This window comes from Allorhizobium sp. DMC15, from assembly GCF_056314065.1.
Window position 1 is genome coordinate 245,300 of the sequence record NZ_JBQUZB010000002.1, and the last position, 17,986, is coordinate 263,285.

At 63.3% G+C, this 17,986-nt stretch carries 16 protein-coding genes; 9 read left to right on the top strand and 7 right to left on the bottom strand.

Annotation, left to right across the window (positions count from 1 at the left end; all coding sequences use genetic code 11):
• Positions 1-45 precede the first annotated feature (45 nt).
• Entirely contained in the window at positions 46-1,968 is a 1,923-nt protein-coding gene (locus tag ACT53S_RS09755) for a HAMP domain-containing methyl-accepting chemotaxis protein (RefSeq protein WP_476066820.1), read from the bottom strand.
• 206 nt (positions 1,969-2,174) lie between these two features.
• Positions 2,175-4,091 carry an ABC transporter ATP-binding protein gene (locus tag ACT53S_RS09760; protein ID WP_476066821.1) on the bottom strand — a complete coding sequence of 639 codons (1,917 nt, stop codon included), beginning with the start codon at positions 4,089-4,091 and terminating at the stop codon, positions 2,175-2,177.
• Positions 4,092-4,471: 380 nt separating this feature from the next.
• Here ACT53S_RS09760 and ACT53S_RS09765 point away from each other — a divergent pair, with 380 nt between their 5' ends.
• Positions 4,472-4,936 carry a tRNA (cytidine(34)-2'-O)-methyltransferase gene (locus tag ACT53S_RS09765; protein WP_113375340.1) on the top strand — a complete coding sequence of 155 codons (465 nt, stop codon included), beginning with the start codon at positions 4,472-4,474 and terminating at the stop codon, positions 4,934-4,936.
• 151 nt (positions 4,937-5,087) lie between these two features.
• Complete coding sequence (locus tag ACT53S_RS09770) at positions 5,088-6,428, top strand: cell envelope biogenesis protein OmpA (protein ID WP_476066822.1); 1,341 nt, start codon at positions 5,088-5,090, stop codon at positions 6,426-6,428.
• 40 nt (positions 6,429-6,468) lie between these two features.
• Here ACT53S_RS09770 and ACT53S_RS09775 read toward each other — a convergent pair whose 3' ends face one another.
• Both ACT53S_RS09775 and ACT53S_RS09780 read right to left on the bottom strand, forming a co-directional pair.
• Positions 6,469-7,422 (bottom strand): flagellin N-terminal helical domain-containing protein, encoded by a 954-nt coding sequence (locus ACT53S_RS09775; protein ID WP_476066823.1) that lies wholly within the window; start codon positions 7,420-7,422, stop codon positions 6,469-6,471.
• A gap of 163 nt (positions 7,423-7,585) precedes the next feature.
• On the bottom strand, positions 7,586-7,846 hold the full coding sequence (locus ACT53S_RS09780) for a hypothetical protein (RefSeq protein ID WP_113375338.1): 261 nt from the start codon (positions 7,844-7,846) through the stop codon (positions 7,586-7,588).
• Between the two features lie 138 nt (positions 7,847-7,984).
• Between ACT53S_RS09780 and hemF the strand changes: the two genes are divergently transcribed.
• From hemF to ACT53S_RS09800, 4 genes are all read left to right on the top strand, one after another.
• Positions 7,985-8,899 carry an oxygen-dependent coproporphyrinogen oxidase gene (hemF, locus tag ACT53S_RS09785; RefSeq protein ID WP_476066824.1) on the top strand — a complete coding sequence of 305 codons (915 nt, stop codon included), beginning with the start codon at positions 7,985-7,987 and terminating at the stop codon, positions 8,897-8,899.
• Between the two features lie 171 nt (positions 8,900-9,070).
• Complete coding sequence (locus tag ACT53S_RS09790) at positions 9,071-9,346, top strand: hypothetical protein (protein ID WP_476066825.1); 276 nt, start codon at positions 9,071-9,073, stop codon at positions 9,344-9,346.
• A 183-nt stretch (positions 9,347-9,529) separates the two neighbouring features.
• Positions 9,530-10,069 carry a hypothetical protein gene (locus ACT53S_RS09795; RefSeq protein ID WP_476066826.1) on the top strand — a complete coding sequence of 180 codons (540 nt, stop codon included), beginning with the start codon at positions 9,530-9,532 and terminating at the stop codon, positions 10,067-10,069.
• 288 nt (positions 10,070-10,357) lie between these two features.
• Positions 10,358-10,552, top strand: a complete 195-nt coding sequence (locus ACT53S_RS09800; protein WP_476066827.1) for a DUF1059 domain-containing protein — start codon at positions 10,358-10,360, stop codon at positions 10,550-10,552.
• A gap of 10 nt (positions 10,553-10,562) precedes the next feature.
• Here the strand turns inward: ACT53S_RS09800 and ACT53S_RS09805 are convergent, their stop codons facing one another.
• From ACT53S_RS09805 to ACT53S_RS09815, 3 genes are read right to left on the bottom strand one after another with little or no spacing between them, the layout of a single operon-like run.
• A complete protein-coding gene (locus tag ACT53S_RS09805; RefSeq protein WP_476066828.1) occupies positions 10,563-11,822 on the bottom strand; it encodes a CCA tRNA nucleotidyltransferase in 1,260 nt (419 codons plus the stop codon).
• Complete coding sequence (locus tag ACT53S_RS09810; RefSeq protein WP_476066829.1) at positions 11,819-12,448, bottom strand: CoA pyrophosphatase; 630 nt, start codon at positions 12,446-12,448, stop codon at positions 11,819-11,821. Before ACT53S_RS09810 ends, ACT53S_RS09805 begins: the two co-directional genes overlap by 4 nt.
• Positions 12,445-13,068, bottom strand: a complete 624-nt coding sequence (locus ACT53S_RS09815) for a DUF1285 domain-containing protein (RefSeq protein WP_476066830.1) — start codon at positions 13,066-13,068, stop codon at positions 12,445-12,447. The genes ACT53S_RS09810 and ACT53S_RS09815 overlap by 4 nt, the downstream gene beginning before the upstream one ends.
• 159 nt (positions 13,069-13,227) lie before the next feature.
• Here ACT53S_RS09815 and ACT53S_RS09820 point away from each other — a divergent pair, with 159 nt between their 5' ends.
• The 3 genes from ACT53S_RS09820 to ACT53S_RS09830 are packed head-to-tail and all read left to right on the top strand — an operon-like array spanning position 13,228 to position 17,985.
• Positions 13,228-14,241, top strand: a complete 1,014-nt coding sequence (locus ACT53S_RS09820) for an AAA family ATPase (RefSeq protein ID WP_476066831.1) — start codon at positions 13,228-13,230, stop codon at positions 14,239-14,241.
• A gap of 16 nt (positions 14,242-14,257) precedes the next feature.
• Positions 14,258-15,178: a DUF58 domain-containing protein gene (locus tag ACT53S_RS09825; RefSeq protein WP_476066832.1), complete on the top strand. Its 921-nt coding sequence runs from the start codon at positions 14,258-14,260 to the stop codon at positions 15,176-15,178.
• The gene (locus tag ACT53S_RS09830) at positions 15,175-17,985 is read left to right on the top strand and encodes a DUF4159 domain-containing protein (protein ID WP_476066833.1); all 2,811 of its coding nucleotides are present in this window, start codon (positions 15,175-15,177) and stop codon (positions 17,983-17,985) included. Before ACT53S_RS09825 ends, ACT53S_RS09830 begins: the two co-directional genes overlap by 4 nt.
• Position 17,986 lies beyond the last annotated feature (1 nt).

Consider the following 17,986-nt stretch of genomic DNA (forward strand, 5'->3'; position numbering starts at 1 on the left):
CCCTCTACCATGTGTTCGAAGTGCCGGGACCTCCTTTGGTCCGGCTCAGAAATCCGACCACTCCGCAGCAGGCGCAGCATTGCCGCGGAACGCATTGGCGACCTTGCGCCCCAGCGCTCGTGCCGGTGATGCCTGCGGCTGGCTCGTCGGCTGGGCCACCGAGAGCGGACCCTGAGCATGACGCTGCGAACCCTCTTCCGTCCGGAACTGCGCCATCATCTGCATCAGCGCGGCAGCCTGCTGGGCAAGCCCGTGACTTGCCGCCGTCGACTGTTCCACCATGGCCGCATTCTTCTGCGTGCCCTGGTCCATCTGGTTGACGGCCATGTTGATCTCCTGGAGACCTGTCGACTGCTCACGCGCCGAGGTGACGATCGCCGCGACGTTCTGATTGATCTCCTGAACCTCGCGCACGATGGTCTCGAGTGCCTTGCCCGTCTCGTCGACAAGGGCGACACCGTGACGGACATGCTGGCCCGAGGCGCTGATCAGACCCTTGATCTCCTTCGCGGCATTGGCAGAACGCTGGGCGAGCTCACGCACCTCCTGCGCCACCACGGCGAAGCCCTTGCCGGCATCCCCCGCGCGAGCAGCCTCAACCCCCGCATTGAGCGCCAGAAGATTGGTCTGGAAAGCGATCTCGTCGATGACGCCGATAATGCTCGAGATTTCAGCGGACGACTTTTCGATCTGCTGCATGGCCGCCACGGCGCGGCGCACCACCTCGCCTGAGCGCTCCGCCCCGTCTCGCGTATGGCTGACGAGTTCTCCGGCGTGTTCCGCCCGCACGGAGCTTTCCTTCACCGCCGTGGTCACCTGTTCCAGAGCGGCAGCTGTCTCCTCCACGGAGGCCGCCTGCTGTTCTGTGCGCTTGGAGAGGTCATCGGCGGCTGCGAGCATCTCGCTGGCCCCGGCATCGATCGCCCGCGCATTGTCGTTGACCGCCTGCATGGCCTGACGCAGGCGCGCGACCGACTGATTGAAGTTCAGCCGCAACGCATCGAGATGCTCGGTAAACCGGGCATCGATCGAGACGGCGAGATCGCCGTCCGACAGGCGCTGAAGCCCGGCGGCCAGTTGGTCCACGGCGAATTTTACTTCGGCCGCTTCCTCAGCCTTCTGCGCTTCGCGTGCCATCCGTTCCGCTTCACTCAGAGAGCGGTTTTCCTCGGCCTGGCGCTCGAGCTGCGCGCGCTCGATGGCATTGTCGCGGAACACGGCGACAGCGGCTGCCATCTCCCCGATTTCGTCGCGCCGCGAACCGAAGGGAATTTCCGTCGTTGTATCGCCATTCGCCAGCCCGTGCATCGACGTGGTGATGGCCGAAATCGGGCGAACGATGCGCAGGAAGCTGAAGACGGCGGCGGCGGCGGCAATGAGAGCGGCGCAAACCACGGCAACGACGGAAAGCCAGAAGGCAGCATCGGCCGATGCCCTGCTCTCCATGCGAGCGTTCGCCGCAACGTCCCGGTTGATCGCGATGATGCCCTGCAGCACGGCACCCGCTTCGTTGCCGAGCGGAACCATTTTCGCAATCGTGTCCTTCGCCTGATAGAGCTTGGAGCTCAGTGCCTGTTCGATAAAGCTTTGTCCGAGCAGGCGATACTGCTCCACATGGCCTTTGAACTCGCCATAACGTTGGCGGACTTCAGGCAGAACGATCATGCCGTCGAAGCGCTGAATCGCCGCATCGAGTTGCTCACTCGAAACGGCGAGTGTGTCCACCAGCTTGCTCTTGTCGGCGGCATTGCTGGCGTTCAGGATCATGAGATTCAGGCGACGGACGTCACCCAGCAATGTTTCAATTTCCGCAATCTGGATCGACCGATCCATACGTCCACCAAGTGTTTCGATATCTTCGCTCAGCGCGTCAGCGGAATGAAGGGCAATGCCGCCCTGCACGAGCGAGACCACGACCATGAGGCCGAATAGGAGCGGCAGGAGAGTTCTGATCTTGAGTTTTTTCACGACTGAAATCCGCGCTTGAAAAGGATGTTGGAGCAAGATGCCCCTCGGGTCCTCTCCGTGGCAGTCCGCCCGTGAATAAAATCTTACTCGCGAAATGGCATTTCTTGCCTTGCTCCTGAAGCCGATCTGCGATGGAAAACAAATACCTAACAAAACGGGGGCATTTCTGCCCCCGTTTTGTTGGTCTGGCGATTGGCCGGACTGGATCACTCCGCCGCTTCGTCAGATGCCTCGTCCAGCGCTTTGGCCGCCTCTTCGGCATGAAGCTTCTTCGCCTGCTCCTCCTCCGGATCCGTCTGGTCCGGCAGGAAGCCGCCCGATTGGCGGTTCCAGAGGTCCGCATAAATGCCGCCGGTCTGCACCAGTTGCTGATGCGTCCCTTCCTCGACGATCACGCCCTTGTCGAGCACGATCAACCGGTCCATCTGCGTCAGCGTCGACAGCCGGTGGGCGATCGCGATCACGGTCTTATCCTCGATCAGCTTGAACAGGCTTTCCTGGATCGCGGCCTCGACTTCGGAATCGAGCGCAGACGTGGCCTCATCGAGGATCAGGATCGGCGCGTCCTTGAGGAAGACGCGGGCAATCGCGATCCGCTGCCGCTGGCCACCGGACAGTTTCACGCCGCGTTCGCCGACATGAGCATCGAGACCGACACGGCCCTGCTGGTCGGCGAGTGCCTGGATGAAGTCCCAGGCATTCGCCCGCTTGGCGGCCTCGATCACCTCGGCATCGGTGGCCTCCGGTCGACCATAAGCGATGTTTTCCCGGATCGAGCGGTGCAGAAGCGAGGTATCCTGCGTCACCACACCGACGAGCGCCCGAAGACTGTCCTGGCTTACCTGCGAGATATCCTGCCCATCGACCAGGATCTTGCCCTTCTCGATATCGTAGAAGCGCAGGAGCAGGTTCATCAGCGTCGTCTTGCCGGCACCGGAGCGGCCGACGAGACCCACCTTCTCCCCCGCCTTGATCGTCAGCGAGAAGCCTTCGATCACGCCCTTCTGTTTGCCGTAATGGAAGCGCACGCCGTCATAGACGATCTCGCCCTTCGGCGCGGTGAGCGCCTTCGCCTTGGGCGCGTCGATTATGTCATGCGGTTTTGTCATCATGCCCATGCCGTCATAGACGGTGCCGATGTTCTCGAAGAGGGCGGCAACTTCCCACATGATCCATTGCGACATGCCGTTGATGCGCATGGAAAGCCCGATGGCAACCGCGATCGCCCCGACCGTGACATTCCCGTTCAGCCAGAACCAGATGCCGAGGGCGGCAACGGCAAACTGAACGATGGCATTGTTGATGTCGACGCAGATGTTGAGGAGCGAAATCTGACGCATCTGGCGATGCACCGTGTCGAGGAAGGCGTCCATGCCTTCCCGCGCATAGGTCTCCTCGCGGCCGGCATGCGAGAACAGCTTCACCGTGCCGATATTGGTATAGCTGTCGACGATCCGCCCGGTCATCATCGAGCGGGCATCCGCCTGTTCGCTCGAAAGCCGGCGCAGCTTCGGGATGAAGTTGCGCAGGATGAGGGCGTAGACGACGAGCCAGACCACCAGCGGCACGCCGAGCCGCCAGTCGACCGACGCAACCAGCGCCAGCATGGAGACGAAGAAGGTCACCGCATAGATGAAGACGTCGATGATCTTCATCACGCTCTCGCGGATGGAGAGCGCCGTCTGCATCACCTTGGTCGAAACGCGACCGGCGAACTCGTTGGCGAAGAAGGTCATCGAGTGACGCAGCAGGAAACGATGCATCTGCCACCGCGCGATCATCGGGAAATTGCCGGCCAGGACCTGGTGCATCGTCACGGTATGCACCACGCCGATCAGCGGCAGACCGACCAAAAGCAGTGCCGCCACGCCGATCAGCGTATGCCCTTCCGTCTGCAGGAAGGTGGCGCGGTCGGCAGCCGAAAGCCAGTCAACGATATTGCCGAGGAACTGGTAGAGAAACACTTCCGCAATCGCGATCAGCCCCGAGCACAGGCCAAGCAGCAAGAGCCACGGCCAGGCCGGCTTCGTATAGTGCCAGCAGAACGCGAAGAGCCCCTTTGGCGGCAAAGTCGGCTCGCCTTCCGGATAGGCATTCAGGCGGTTTTCAAACCACGAGAACATGGATGTACTCCAGCAAATCATGCGCGACAGACGACCATGGCAGGTGCCGCAATGCGCAAAATGTCAATGATTGAGGCCGGTTACGGCCGCAGGATGAATCTGTTTGGGAAAAAGGGCGAGAATGTCGCCGTCACGCTGCCGTAAAGAGCTGTCGCGACCAGGGCAGCATACCGAATTGATCCATCGAAGGCCCTCCCGCTTGCGTGTTGAACAGGCCACCCTTCTATCCCTGCCCCCGCACAATTTCCAGCCGTGCCGACGACTGCCGGGACATTCTGTCGCAACTGTTGCAACAGCACCACAGCCGCCTCCCCGACCGGGTCCGACGTGTGCGGGACGAGCCGCTTGAGTACCGGACACGGCTGACTTAAGAACCCAGCATGACCGACTTGCGCATCGCTCTCTATCAGCCGGACATTCCCGGCAATACCGGAACTATCCTCAGGCTCGCCGCCTGCCTTGCCCTGACGGTCGACATCATCGAGCCGGCCGGCTTCGTGCTGTCGGACAAGAATCTCAAGCGCGCGGGCATGGATTACCTCGCCAGCGCCGTTCTGGTCCGGCACGTCAACTGGGAACGCTTCGACAGCTGGCGCCGCGACGAGGGGCGCCGCCTGGTACTTGCCTCCACCCGCGCAGCAGTCCCTTACGCCCGTTTCGAATACCAGCCGAACGACATCCTGCTGTTCGGTCGCGAAAGTGCCGGCGTGCCCGACCATGTCCATGACACCGCCGATGCCCGGGTAATCATCCCCATGGTCGAAGGCCAGCGGTCGATCAATGTTGCCATGTCAGCCGCCATGATCACCGGGGAGGCATTGCGTCAGACGAACGTCGCATTTTGAAATTCCCCTAAACAGGCATCCGTCAAGGCATGGCAGCGCTGGACCGACTATTCTGGATTAGGCGGGCTTCGGCGGACGGGAAATATAACGGCATTTGCTAAATCATCCGATCCGCGATATGCTGCAGCGCAGCAAAACACGGGAGTTGGACATGTTTGAAACAGCATTCGCCCTCGGACTGACCCAGTTTGCACGAACCCTCAGCCTGCCGGAACGCGTGCGCCACCGCACAGCCCGCAACGCCGCGCTCGAACCCTGGCGTCTGCGCAACACCGGCGTCGACGCCCTCTATTACGACGTCAAGGCCCTGACGGCCGAAGAGACCTTCTACATCAGCGACAGCCTCGCCTCCGAAGGCCTGATCATGATCGTTCCGCCCTCCGGCGGGCCGATGCTCACCCTATGCGACAGCGTCGAGGAATACCGGCTGCGCGGCGGCGAAAAGGTTCACGCACTGGCGGTCGCCGGGATGGGCGGATCCGCCATCGGTGCGGCGGCCTTCGCGCGCAACGTCGCGAACGCGATCGGTGAACCCGTTGCCGCCGTTGTCTCGGGCTACGGCCTCGGCGACATCGTCAACGAAGCGATCGGCGGCGCCTTCCTGTTCGGATGGCTCGGCCACGTCCGTGGAAATCTCGAAGCCATCGACGACGCGGTCGGTCGCCCGAAGCTCGGCGCCTATGACAAGCGCGAGGCAGACGCCGAGGAGAAGAAAAGCAGGGGTCTCGATGCGGACACGGTCGCAAGCCTGCTCGCCGACCCGTCCTTTTCCTTCACGCTGATATCGGGCCATTCCCGGGGCAACCGGGTGATTGCCGATGCCCTGCACGCGGTCAAGGCAAGCGATCCGGCCCGCTTGGAGACCCTTGCCAACACCGCCCGCATCGTCACCTTCGGTGGCCGCATCAAGATGCCGGATGCCTTCGGCGATATCACCGACGTCGTCGGTGAACTCGACTGGTTCGGCGAACTGAACTCGCGCCCGAAGATCGCGACCGACATCCGCGTACCCTTCTGCGGCCATTCCACCAATACCGACCTGCCGGGCGCCATCAAGGTGACCAGGATCTTGAACGATATTCTGACGCAGAAAACCGAGCAGCCTGCGGAAAGCACAGTTCCAGAGCCCGCGGCGCTCGCCGGCATCGAGACCTTGCCGATAGAGCCGACAAAGCCAACCGAAGTCCTGTCCGAGACAAACAACGAAATCCTGGCAACACCGGTGACCGAGGATGCGCAAGCTTCGCCCTCCCCTGTCATCAAGACCGACATTGAAGCGGTCACAGAACTGGCACCCACTGTCGCGCCGGTAGCAATGGATCCGCCAGCCAGTGAGGCACCGTCGTCCGATGGGGAGGAAGCGTTAGCCGCAACCGATCCGGCCCCTGCGGTATCGGAGCCCGTGATCGCCAAACCCGATCAAACTCCAGCCGGAATCCGCAAGAAAACCCCGACAAAATCGGCCACGAAGAAATCCGGCCTCCGACGCTGACGGGGAAGACAGCTCGGAAAAATCAAGCACGGATTCGCACTTACAGATAGATCTTCAACCAGCCCGCCATGGAGGCATTGGCAATATTGAGGGCTGACCCCTGGAGTGCCGCCTGTGTCTCTTGCGCTGCACGCAGCGCGTCTGCTTCGCTGAAATCGGCGCGCACGCCGCTTCCGTTGGTGAGTTCGCTCGGCCGTGCAAGCGCCTTGATGAAATCGCCTTCGCCGGAGATTTGGTTGCGCGCCGCACCCACTTCGGCGCTCGCCCCGACCATATCGATCAGCACACGATTGAGCGCGGAGATCATGCCGTCCAGTTCGTCGCTGCTCGTCGCGGAGTTGATGCGGATCTCGCGGGAACGGGCGCTGGTCGAAACGGCCGCATTCACGTCCATGAGGTAATAGTCGTAGGGAACGCCGCTCAGGCTGCTGCCGGCATAAGAGCGTGTCAGGATGCCGTCATCCGCGTTCTCCTTCGACACCAGCGTCGCCTGAGCGGTGTCGACATCGATCATGTTGATCGACAGTTCGCCACGCTCGTCGCTGGTCACTGAAGCGATGAGCGAAGCGACTTTCGGGCGCTGACCGGCCTCGACTGTCAGCCAGTTCTCTCCGTTGAAGCCACTGTCTGCAACGATATCCGCCAGCTTTTCCTTCATCCCGCCGATCTCGGCATCGATGGCCGGTCTGTTCGACCCGAGCGCCTTCGCCTGGATGAGCTTTTGCTGGATGCGCGACACGATCTCGGTCGCCGCTTCGAGCCCCGCCACAGCGGTATCGGTCACGGCCGCCGCCAGGCCATTGGCCTCCTGAACGCTACCCAGCGAAAGACTGGATGCATTGAATGTCGTGGGAATTGTCCAATAGGCGGAATGGTCCGCCGCCTGGGTTGCGGTCGCGTCGGTGGTTTGCCGCACCCGCTCCGTCGCAGCGCGCGAAGCCTCGAGCATCGAAACCGAGAGGGCCGAAGTCAGATTGGACCCGACAGATGTCATGGGGAAGCCTTGTGTCGCATTTCATGTCGAACCGATGCCGGGATCATCCCGGCCGTCTGAGCAACACCATGCCATCAAGTCTTTTTCTTTGGCTTACCCGGATCGTTAGAGTTTTATCGAATACGGATAAACAGCCGACCGCTGTCAGGAAACCGCAATTCCCTCAATCCGCGCTTGGCAGCCGCCGCATGGTGAACTCGATCTGGTCGCCGTCGAGCTGTCGCCAGCTTTCCACCTCGGTCCAGTAGGCGGCCTTCGGGAAGGCGTCGAACCACTCTCGCGCCTTGGCGCGGGCCTCCTCGCGGGTGAGGCAATAGGTCTCGCGAACGAACTGGCCACCGGCCCGTCCGGATGTCACCGCGCGGTGTTCTGCAATGCGCTTCCTGAGGCCGCGAAAGTCGGGTGGGCTGGGCATCTTCGTCATGACATCCCTCGCATGGCCTGAGCTTAATCCAGACAAAACCGCAAGGCGAGTCGATTTTCCGGGAACAGCCGATGCGGCATATGGCAGGGACAGCGCCGACCTGATATTCCGGACGGAAAGACCGAGAAGGGGGAGAGCATGCAGCGACCGGATATGCCAAGGGAACTGCCCGACGACATCGAAGGCAAGAAGCTCGTGGCGCGCGCATGGTTCGAAAGCCTGCGCGATACGATCTGCGCCTCTTTTGAGGCGTTGGAGGACGAGTTGCAGGGCCCCCTGTCCGACCGCGAGCCCGGCCGCTTCAAGGCCAAGGACTGGCTGCGCGAAGAGGGCAAGGGCGGCGGCGGCCGAATGTCGATGATGGAAGGCCGCGTCTTCGAGAAGGTGGGCGTGCACACCTCGACTGTCCACGGTGAGTTTTCGCCGGAATTCCGCAAGCAGATGCCGGGCGCCGAGGAAGATCCCCGCTTCTGGGCCTCCGGCATTTCCCTGATCGCCCACCCGGTCAATCCCAACGTCCCGACCGTTCATATGAACACCCGGATGGTGGTCACCACCAGCCAGTGGTTCGGCGGCGGCGCCGACCTGACGCCGGTGCTCGATCGCCGCCGGACCCAGGAGGATCCCGACACCCGGCTCTTCCATCGCTCCATGGAGATCACCTGCCAGCGACACCCCGCCGTGGCGGACTACGCGGCCTACAAACAGTGGTGCGACGAATACTTCTTCCTGCCCCATCGCAACGAACCCCGAGGCATTGGCGGCATCTTCTTCGACTACCTCTACCCGCAGCCGGAAAAGGGCGGCTGGGAGGCAAACTTCGCCTTCGTCCAGGATGTCGGCCGCGCCTTCAATCTGGTCTATCCGAAGATCGTCCGCAACAATTTCGACAATCCCTGGACGGAGCAGGACCGCGACGAACAGCTCGTGAGGCGTGGCCGTTATGTGGAGTTCAACCTGCTCTACGACAGGGGAACGATCTTCGGCCTGAAGACCGGCGGCAATGTCGAATCGATCCTCTCTTCGCTCCCTCCGGTTGTCCGTTACCCCTGACGGCAGGCGTTACCGCTGACATCTGGAGCCTCACGCCAACTCACGAAAAAGAATGACCTAGGATTCCCGACGCTTATCGAAAAGCGCAGGATTCCTTGACGGTTTTCATTGCGTTCGTCGAAACGCTTGCTCATGCTGCGGCCTCACGCAATGTGGAGGAGGAGAATTACCATGAGCCCGTCCAGTGCAGTGACCAGTCCCCGTGTAAGTGAGCCCACAGATCGCACCATCGAAGCGCCCGAACTGATCGATCGGCTGGCCGAGAAACTGCGGGCGTCGAGTGATGTCGACCTGCCGCATTCCTACTTCGTCGAACAGGTGAGATTGGGCCTGGCAGGGGCCGACCTGACCGACCATGCCGCCGCCAACGCCATCGAAAGTGGTGCCCATCGAGGCAAACGGGCGGCCACCCAGTCCGTCTTCGACGCCTGGGCGAGACCCGACTGAAACATACCAGATCCACCGCGCATCCACCCTCGCCCGTAGCCCCGCTGCGGGCGCTTTTTTTTCCATTATCGACAGAGCTTCCTGGTGGTCGAGGAGCGCCACTTGCACAACCTTGGGTATTGAAAATGGCATCGGCTGGTGAGATCATGAGGCACAAGGTATCCAAGTTCCCGAGGCTGCGTCTTGAAACTGACCCACTGCGATGTCGAATATGACATTTCGCACTTGTCGAACCGCGTTCTTCGGCTCGGGGAATGGACTGCGGAGAACGGCTCACTGCTCCAGGCGGAAGTCCAGATACGCTTCACCAATCACTGTTATACCACACGTGCTGAATCGGAGCCCGACGACGGTATGTGGAGCACCCGGGAGGGCACTGTGTTTCGTGTGTTCAACGTCGAGCGGCACGCGCTATCGATCCATCTCCCGGACATTTTGGAGACGCTCGTCTCGCGTCCGACACAGCAGGTTCAGCGGGTCTCCGGCAGACATAATTTCAAGATATTTCAGGTTGGCCTCGAAGGTCTCAAACGAGGCGAAAGGTACTACATATTCTTCAAGCTCGAGCGAACCATGCGGATCGGTTTGACAGGTTTTCATCAGGTCCGTCTTTTTGTTGAAAGCGCCTATCCACGCGACAATCTAGTCGCTGGCAAATGGAGGCCGCCCTTCGGCAAAGCAATCGAAGAGGTTCTGGGACTAAGACGACAAAAGCTGGAATAGCAAAAGCCATCCCAGCTCTCGTAATACCCGGCGCAACCAAGGCTAAAGCCCCACAGCCCTAAGCAAGTGCTCGATCCTTCGATCAAGGGTATCGCCACCATTTCCGGTACCATGCCCGGCGAAGCCGATCTGTGACGACATAAAAAAGATGGTCGTTAGCGCGTTGAATGTCAAGGCGCACCACGTGACGGGCAACTCACACGCGGCGACAGAAATCTGTCTCGCCGGCGAACAATTCTTCTCCCAATGACGTTCGGTTTCATCCACGCACAAAAGGAGGAAACGACCATGAAGACCTTTGAATGCGGAACCCTTGTCCCCGGCTGCAGCTGGCACACCCGGGCAGACGAAGAGGCGGAAGTCGTACGGCGCGCCGTCGATCACCTGCGCACGACCCATGGAGAAGAGGTCATCCGCCAGAGCACCATCGAGCACATCAAGGAGCGAATTCGCGAGGAAAAACCGCAACCCCTCGCACCATAAAGCGCCCGATTTATTTCTGCGCGAGATCGGCGATCCGCGCCAGCAGCCGCTCCCGGTCGAGCGTGAAATTGGAGGCGATCCAGCCCTCCTCAAGCGTGCCGAGGATCTGCCCGATCTTCGGGCCGGACGGGACCCCTGCGGCAAGAACATCGCTGCCCTTCACCGGCAGGACAGGACGCTCGAATGCTTGCGCCCGACGCAGCAGATCCGACAGCCGCGCATTGCGCGCCATGGCCTTGGCATCACCGCCTTCCGCCTGCCCCCGCACCGAAGAAATCTCCAGTTTCAGGACCCCGATAATACCCTCCTTGCCGTAGCGATAGAGGTCGCGATCGAAGGCGACGTCCGTCACCGTCTCCTGCGGATTCGGCGCCCGCGCAAAACGGTCGAGCGCGATGGCCTCGGCATTGGAAACCTTCAGCCGTTCGGCAAGTCCCACCATGCGCGCCGGGTCCTTGGGGGTAATGGCCGAAAGCCTCAGCATCGCATCCGGCTCCCAGCCGAGCGCCTGCTCGGCGGCGATGAGACCCGGGATCGCGTCGATGCCCCATTTTTCCGTTTCCGGCAGGATTTCCGTCAGGACACCCGACTGCCGCATCCAGAGAAGCGCGCGGCCCGGATCGGGAGCGCCGAGAAGCTTCTTCATCTCGCTCCATACACGCTCGGCAGAGAGAGACTTCAGGTGCCCCCTCGCCCGCGCGCAGGCCTTCAAGCCGGCGGCATCCGGCCGTCCCCGGCCATAATGGGCAAAGAACCGGAAGAAGCGCAGCACCCGAAGATAGTCCTCGGCAATCCGCTGCTCGGCATCGCCGATGAAGCGCACGGTCCGTGTCTCGATATCCGTAAGCCCGTCGACGAGATCGACAACCTCCCCGTCGAGACCGACATAAAGCGCATTGATCGTCAGATCCCGCCGGTCGGCATCCTCCTGCCAGCTGGCACCGAAGGCGACTTCGGCATGCCGCCCGTCGGTCGCGACGTCCTTGCGCAACGTCGTCACTTCATAGCCCTTGCCGTCGACGACTAGTGTTACCGTTCCGTGATCGATCCCGGTCGGCACGACCTTGATCTGCTTGGCCGCCGCCCGCCCCGTCACCTCGGCTGGCAGAAGCGTCGTCGCGAGATCGATGTCACCGACCGGCATGCCAAGCAGGCTGTTGCGCACCGCCCCGCCGACCACCCGCGTCTCCGCGCCGGAACCGTTCAGAAGCGCCATCAGGCGCTTCAGGCCCGGCTCCTGAAACCACGGCTGATCGGAGAGATTGGTCATGCATAGAGCCTTTCATAGAGTGTCCGGATGATCCCGGCTGTAATGCCCCAGATGCGCCGCTCGCGATAGGGCATGACGTAGAAATGCCGCACCACGCCCTGCCACATGCGGCTGTCCTGCTGGTGGTTGTCCGGGTTCATCAGGAAGCTCAGCGGCACCTCGAACACGCTGTCCACCTCGTCGGGATTGGGCGTGATGACGAAACCGGGCTGCACCACGGCAAGAACCGGCTGAATGCGGAAACCGGTTCCCGAGAGATATTGAGGCAGCCGGCCGACCGTCTCCACGAAACGACGATCAAGCCCGATCTCCTCCTCGGCCTCGCGCAGCGCCGCCACCTCCGGCGTGCCGTCGACATCGTCGATGCCTCCGCCGGGAAAGGCGATCTGGCCCGCATGCTTGCGCAGCTTGGTCGTCCGCTGCGTCAGGATCACCCGCGCCTCGTCGGGATCGTCGATCACGCCGATCAGGACGGCGGCATCGCGCAAATTCAGCTGCTCGATCTCGCGAATACTGTCGCGATTGAGGACGTGGTCGCCATGCTCGCGCCAGGACTGGTCGAGCGGCGCCACATGTTCGAGCGCCCGGCGGCGGAAATCGGCGGCGGAAAACACGACGTCGCTCATCGGGAGAGGCGATCCAGTTCATCGGCCGGCATGACGGGAAAGATCGCGCCGCCCGAGCTTATGCAGAACATCGCCTGCCCCTCGACCTCCCGCACCTCGCCGAGGTCGACGAGGTCATACATCACAGCCCGCGACACCAGCGCCTCCAGCCGCCCCCGCACATGCAGATAAGGCTTCAGCTCATGGTTTTCCCCGACGATGGCAAACCGCAGCGGATGATCCGGTCCCGCCTCCACCACGTCGCCGACATTGGTGCGAAAGGTCAGCACGGTCTGGCCATCCCGCTCGCTCGCCGTCATCTCCACGGCCACGAATGGCGCGTCCTCGACCCGGATCCCGACCTTTTCCACAGGTGTTACGAGATAGGTTTTGCCATCCTCGTCCTTGCGCAAAACCGTCGAAAACAGCCGCACCAGAGGCGCCCGGCCGATCGGCGTGCCCATATAGAACCAGGTCCCGTCGGCGCGGATTTCCATGTCCAGATCGCCGCAAAATGGCGGTTCCCACCGCTCGACGGGCGGAAGTCCGGGCTTTCCGCCCTCTGTTTGCGCTGCCGCACGCGAGATCAACGCCGCAAGCCCTGCCGCATCCGTGGTCGCCTTCAAGGTGTCGTCTGCCATGTTTGCGTCCCGGTTTCGTCTCTTAGCCATCACAGTCACGAGATAGTCATTCGAGGCGCGCTTGTCAGCCGGCATGTCGCCAATAAGTTAGTTTGATAGGATGCACCCAGCGCGCCCGTTCGATTCGCCGAACCCGGCCAGATTATTTTGGAGCAGACCATGGGCATGATGCCGAACCCGGATGCAGCCTTGGATGAAAAGGCGATCATCGAGCAGGCCGAAAAGGCGCTCGCCGATATCGCCGCCATCCGCGCCGAAGTCGCCAAGGTCATTTTCGGCCAGGAAAAGGTCGTCGAAAACACCCTGCTCGCCATCTTGTCCGGCGGTCACGCGCTCCTCGTCGGCGTCCCCGGCCTCGCCAAGACCAAGCTGGTCACCACGCTCGGCACCGTTCTCGGCCTTGATGCCAACCGCATCCAGTTCACGCCCGACCTGATGCCCTCCGACATCCTCGGCACCGAGGTGATGGACCAGGATGAAAACGGCCGCCGCTCCTTCCGCTTCGTCAAGGGTCCGGTCTTCGCCCAGCTCCTGATGGCCGACGAGATCAACCGCGCCAGCCCCCGCACTCAGTCGGCCCTCCTGCAGTCGATGCAGGAGTATCACGTGACCATTGCGGGCCAGCCCTACCAGCTGCCGGCCCCCTTCCACGTGCTCGCAACCCAGAACCCGCTGGAGCAGGAAGGCACCTACCCGCTGCCCGAGGCCCAGCTCGACCGCTTCCTGCTGCAGGTCGACGTTCTCTACCCGGAACTCGCCGCCGAACGCCAAATCCTGCTGGAGACGACGGGCATCAGCGACAACCGTGCCAGTGCCGTCATCACCAGCGAGCGTCTCGTCGAAATCCAGAAACTGATCCGCCAGATGCCGGTCTCCGACACGGTGGTCGACGCGATCCTGTCGCTGGTCCGCTCCGCCCGCCCCGGCCATGGCAATGAAACGACCGACAAGAACGTCGCCTGGGGCCCCGGCCCCCGCGCCGGTCAGGCGCTGATGCTCTGCGCCCGAGCCCGCGCGCTCTACGAAGGCCGCCTGGCGCCGTCGATCGACGACGTGCATGCGCTGGCCGAACCGGTGCTCGAACACCGCATGGCGCTCACCTTCGCCGCCCGCGCCGAGGGCATGACGGTTCGCGACGTCATCGCCGGTCTCGTTTCCAACCTGCGCAGCTGACGGAGGCTCTGACCGCGTGGCATCGATCGGCCAGATCGTCGAACAGACACCCGGAAGCGAAGTGCTCCAGCGCGCCCGCCAGCGCGCCGTGCTCGTGCCCGATTGCATGGTCGAGGCCAAGCGCATCGCCAACACCGTGATTGCCGGCTGGCACGGCCGCCGCAAGCGCGGCATCGGCGAGAATTTCTGGCAATTCCGCCCTTATGCCGATGGCGAGAGTTTTTCCCGCATCGACTGGCGCCGCTCGGCCCGCGACGACCACATGTATATCCGCGACCGCGAATGGGAGGCCGCCCACACGGTCTGGCTCTGGGCCGACATGTCGCCCTCGATGATGTACAAGTCGACGCTCGGCTCCGTCTCGAAGGAAAGCCGCGCGCTTGTCCTGATGCTGGCGCTTGCCGAAATCCTCGCCCGCTCCGGCGAACGCATCGGCTGCCCCGGCATCATGGAGCCGGTCTCTGCCCGCAATGCCGCCGAACGCCTGGCCGCCGCCATCATGCATGCCCCGCTGACCTCGGGCCTGCCGGATACCCGGATGATCCGCGGCGCAAGCGACATCGTGTTGATCGGCGACTTCCTCGACGACGCCGATCGGGTCATGGAGCGCATCGCTCCGCTCGCCAGGCGCGGCCTGCGCGGTCATGTCGTCGAGATCGCCGATCCCGCCGAGGAAACCTTCCCCTACACCGGCCGCACGGAATTCTCAGATCCCGAAACCGGTGAGAAGCTCACCTCCGGCCGCGCCGAGACGCTGCGCGACGACTACCGCCGCGCCTATCTCGCCCGCCGCGACAGCATTTCAGACCAGCTCCGCCGCATGGGCTGGAGTTTTACCCATCACCGCACCGACCGCCTCGCCTCCGAAGCCCTTGTCGCCGTGCACATGCACCTCTCGGGCATGACGCCGGCCGTCAACAGGAGTGCAAGCCTATGATGGGACTTCCGCTCGCCTTCGGCGCCCCCGCCATTCTCGGCGCATTGCTCGCACTGCCCTTGATCTGGTGGCTGCTGAAGCTCACCCCGCCGCGCCCGAAATACGAAGTCTTCCCGCCGCTGCGCATCCTCGCCGGCGTCTTGAAGCGCGAGGAGACCCCCTCGAAAAGCCCCTGGTGGCTGACGCTTCTGCGCATGCTGATGGCCGCCATCGTCATATTCGCGCTGGCCGATCCCGTTCTCAACCCGCGAAACGCCAGCCTTTCCGGCGATGGCCCCCTCCTCCTGGTCATCGACAACAGCTGGGCAACCGTCGGCGATTGGGATCGCCGCGTCGAAACCGCGACCACGCTGATCGGCGATGCAGCCGACCGCAGCCTGCCCGTCGCCATCCTCTTCACCGCCGATCAGGCCCAGGACGCGACACCGGGCACTCCAGCCGTCGCGCTGGAAAAACTCGCCGCCGCCTCCCCCCGGCCGCTTCGCCCCGATCGCGCCCGCACACTCGAGGCGCTGCGCACAAGTTTCGCCACAGAGCGCTCCGGCACGCTCGCCTATATCGCCGACGGCATCGCCCGCGATCCTGACGACGCCTTCCTCACTGATCTCGCGACCCTTTCGCCCGCCGAATTCCGCCTGATCGAAAACAACGGCCCGACCGCGATCGCCATCACCGGCGCCAACAACGGCTCGGATGCGCTCAGCGTCACCCTCTCGCGTCTAGATGCGTCAGAGGCGCGGCAGGTCATCATCGACGCCCAGGACCGCCAGGGCCGCGTCATCGCCTCCGGCACCGCCGACTTCGCCGCAGGCGCCACGGAGACGACGGGGGAGATTGCCGCACCCTTCGAACTGCGCAATGATTTCGCCCGCCTGTCGATCACGGGCGTGGCCTCCGCCGGTGCCACCTACCTGCTCGACGACGGTTTCCGCCGCCGCAAGGTCGCCCTCGTCTCCGGCGACAGCGGCGATGGTTTCCAGCCGTTGCTCTCGCCGCTCTATTATATCGAGCGCGCGCTTGGCCCCTATGCCGATGTCGTGAAACCCGGCCAGACCGACCTCGCCGTCGCCATCCCCGAGATCCTCAAGCAGAACCCGTCCGCCCTGGTCCTCGCCGATGTCGGCCGCCTGCCCCCCGATGTCTATGCGCCCCTGCAGGCCTGGATCGAGCGCGGCGGCACCCTGATCCGCTTTGCCGGTCCCCGCCTGGCCGCCGCCCCTGCCGATGATCCGCTGGTGCCGGTCATGCTGCGCCAGGGCGAACGCGCGCTCGGCGGTGCCCTCTCCTGGGCAGAACCCCAGCCGCTTGCCGAGTTCCCGACCTTCGGCCCCTTTGCCGGCATGCCGAAGCCGGAAGGCATTCTCGTCAAGCGTCAGGTACTGGCTGAGCCGAGCCCCGATCTTGCCGCCCGCACCTGGGCGAGCCTTGCCGACGGCACGCCGCTCGTCACTGTGCAGGAAAAACGCGCCGGCCGCGTTGTGCTCTTCCATGTCAGCGCCGAGGCCACCTGGTCGGATCTGCCGATCTCAGGCACCTTCGTCGAAATGCTCCGCCGCATCGTCCAACTGACCCGCGTCGGCGCTGCCCAGACCGACACCGCCCAGTCAACCGCACCAGCTTTGCCGCCCTTCCGGCTGCTGACCGAACGCGGCGCGCTTACCGCCGAGGCCGGCACCGCCCGCCCGCTCTCGCTTGGCCCCGACCGGCCGCAAGCCGCCACCTTCGACAATCCGCCCGGCCTCTATGGCACCGAGGACGGTTTTGCCGCCTTGAACCTCCTGCCTCCGGCTACCGAACTCCGCCCCCTCGCCAGCCCCGCTGGCCTCGTAATCGCCCGCGACCCCATGGCCGGCACCGCCGCCGTAGCGCTAAAGCCCGGCCTGCTCTCGACAGCCTTCCTGCTGCTCGTGCTCGACAGCCTGATCGTGCTCTTCATGGGCGGCGCCTTTGCCCGCCTGCCCAAGCGCGCGGCAACCGCTGCCATCATGGCGCTCGCCTTCGGATTGGCAGCCAGCATGCCATCAGGCCAGACCTTCGCCTCGGATGCCAAACCCGGCGACGACCTTATCCTGGAACGGCTCGACAACACCCATCTCGCCTATGTCGTGACCGGCGAACAGGATGTCGATACGCTCTCGCAGCAGGGCCTGCAGGGCCTTACCGACTTCCTCACCTATCGCACGACGCTGGAACCAGCGCCGCCCGTCGGCGTCGACATCAGCAAGGACGACCTGTCCTTTTACCCGATCATCTTCTGGCCGATTTCGGCCACCGCCCCGATGCCCTCTGCCGCCGCCATCAGCCGCATTGACGCCTATATGCGTGCCGGCGGCACCGTGCTCTTCGACACCCGCGACCAGTTCTCGACGCTCGGCAATGACGGCGCCCCGACCGCCAATGGCGAACGCCTGCAGGCGATCCTCGCCAATATCGATATCCCGCCGCTCGAGCCGGTGCCCTCCGATCACGTGCTGACCCGCTCCTTCTATCTGCTGCAGGGTTTCCCCGGCCGTTATGAGGGAAGTCCGCTCTGGGTCGAGGCCCGCCAGGAAGCGCAGTCGAGCAACAGCGGCGTCGCCTCGTCAGGCGATGGCGTCACCCCGATCATGATCACCGGCAACGACCTGCTCGGCGCCTGGGCGGTGGACGCCAATGGCGCCAGCGTGCTGCCCGTCGTCCCGGCCGACGAGATGCAGCGGGAAATGTCCTTCCGCTCCGGCGTCAACATCATGATGTATATGCTGACCGGCAACTACAAGGCGGATCAGGTCCACGTCCCCGCCCTCCTCGAACGGCTGGGCCAGTGAC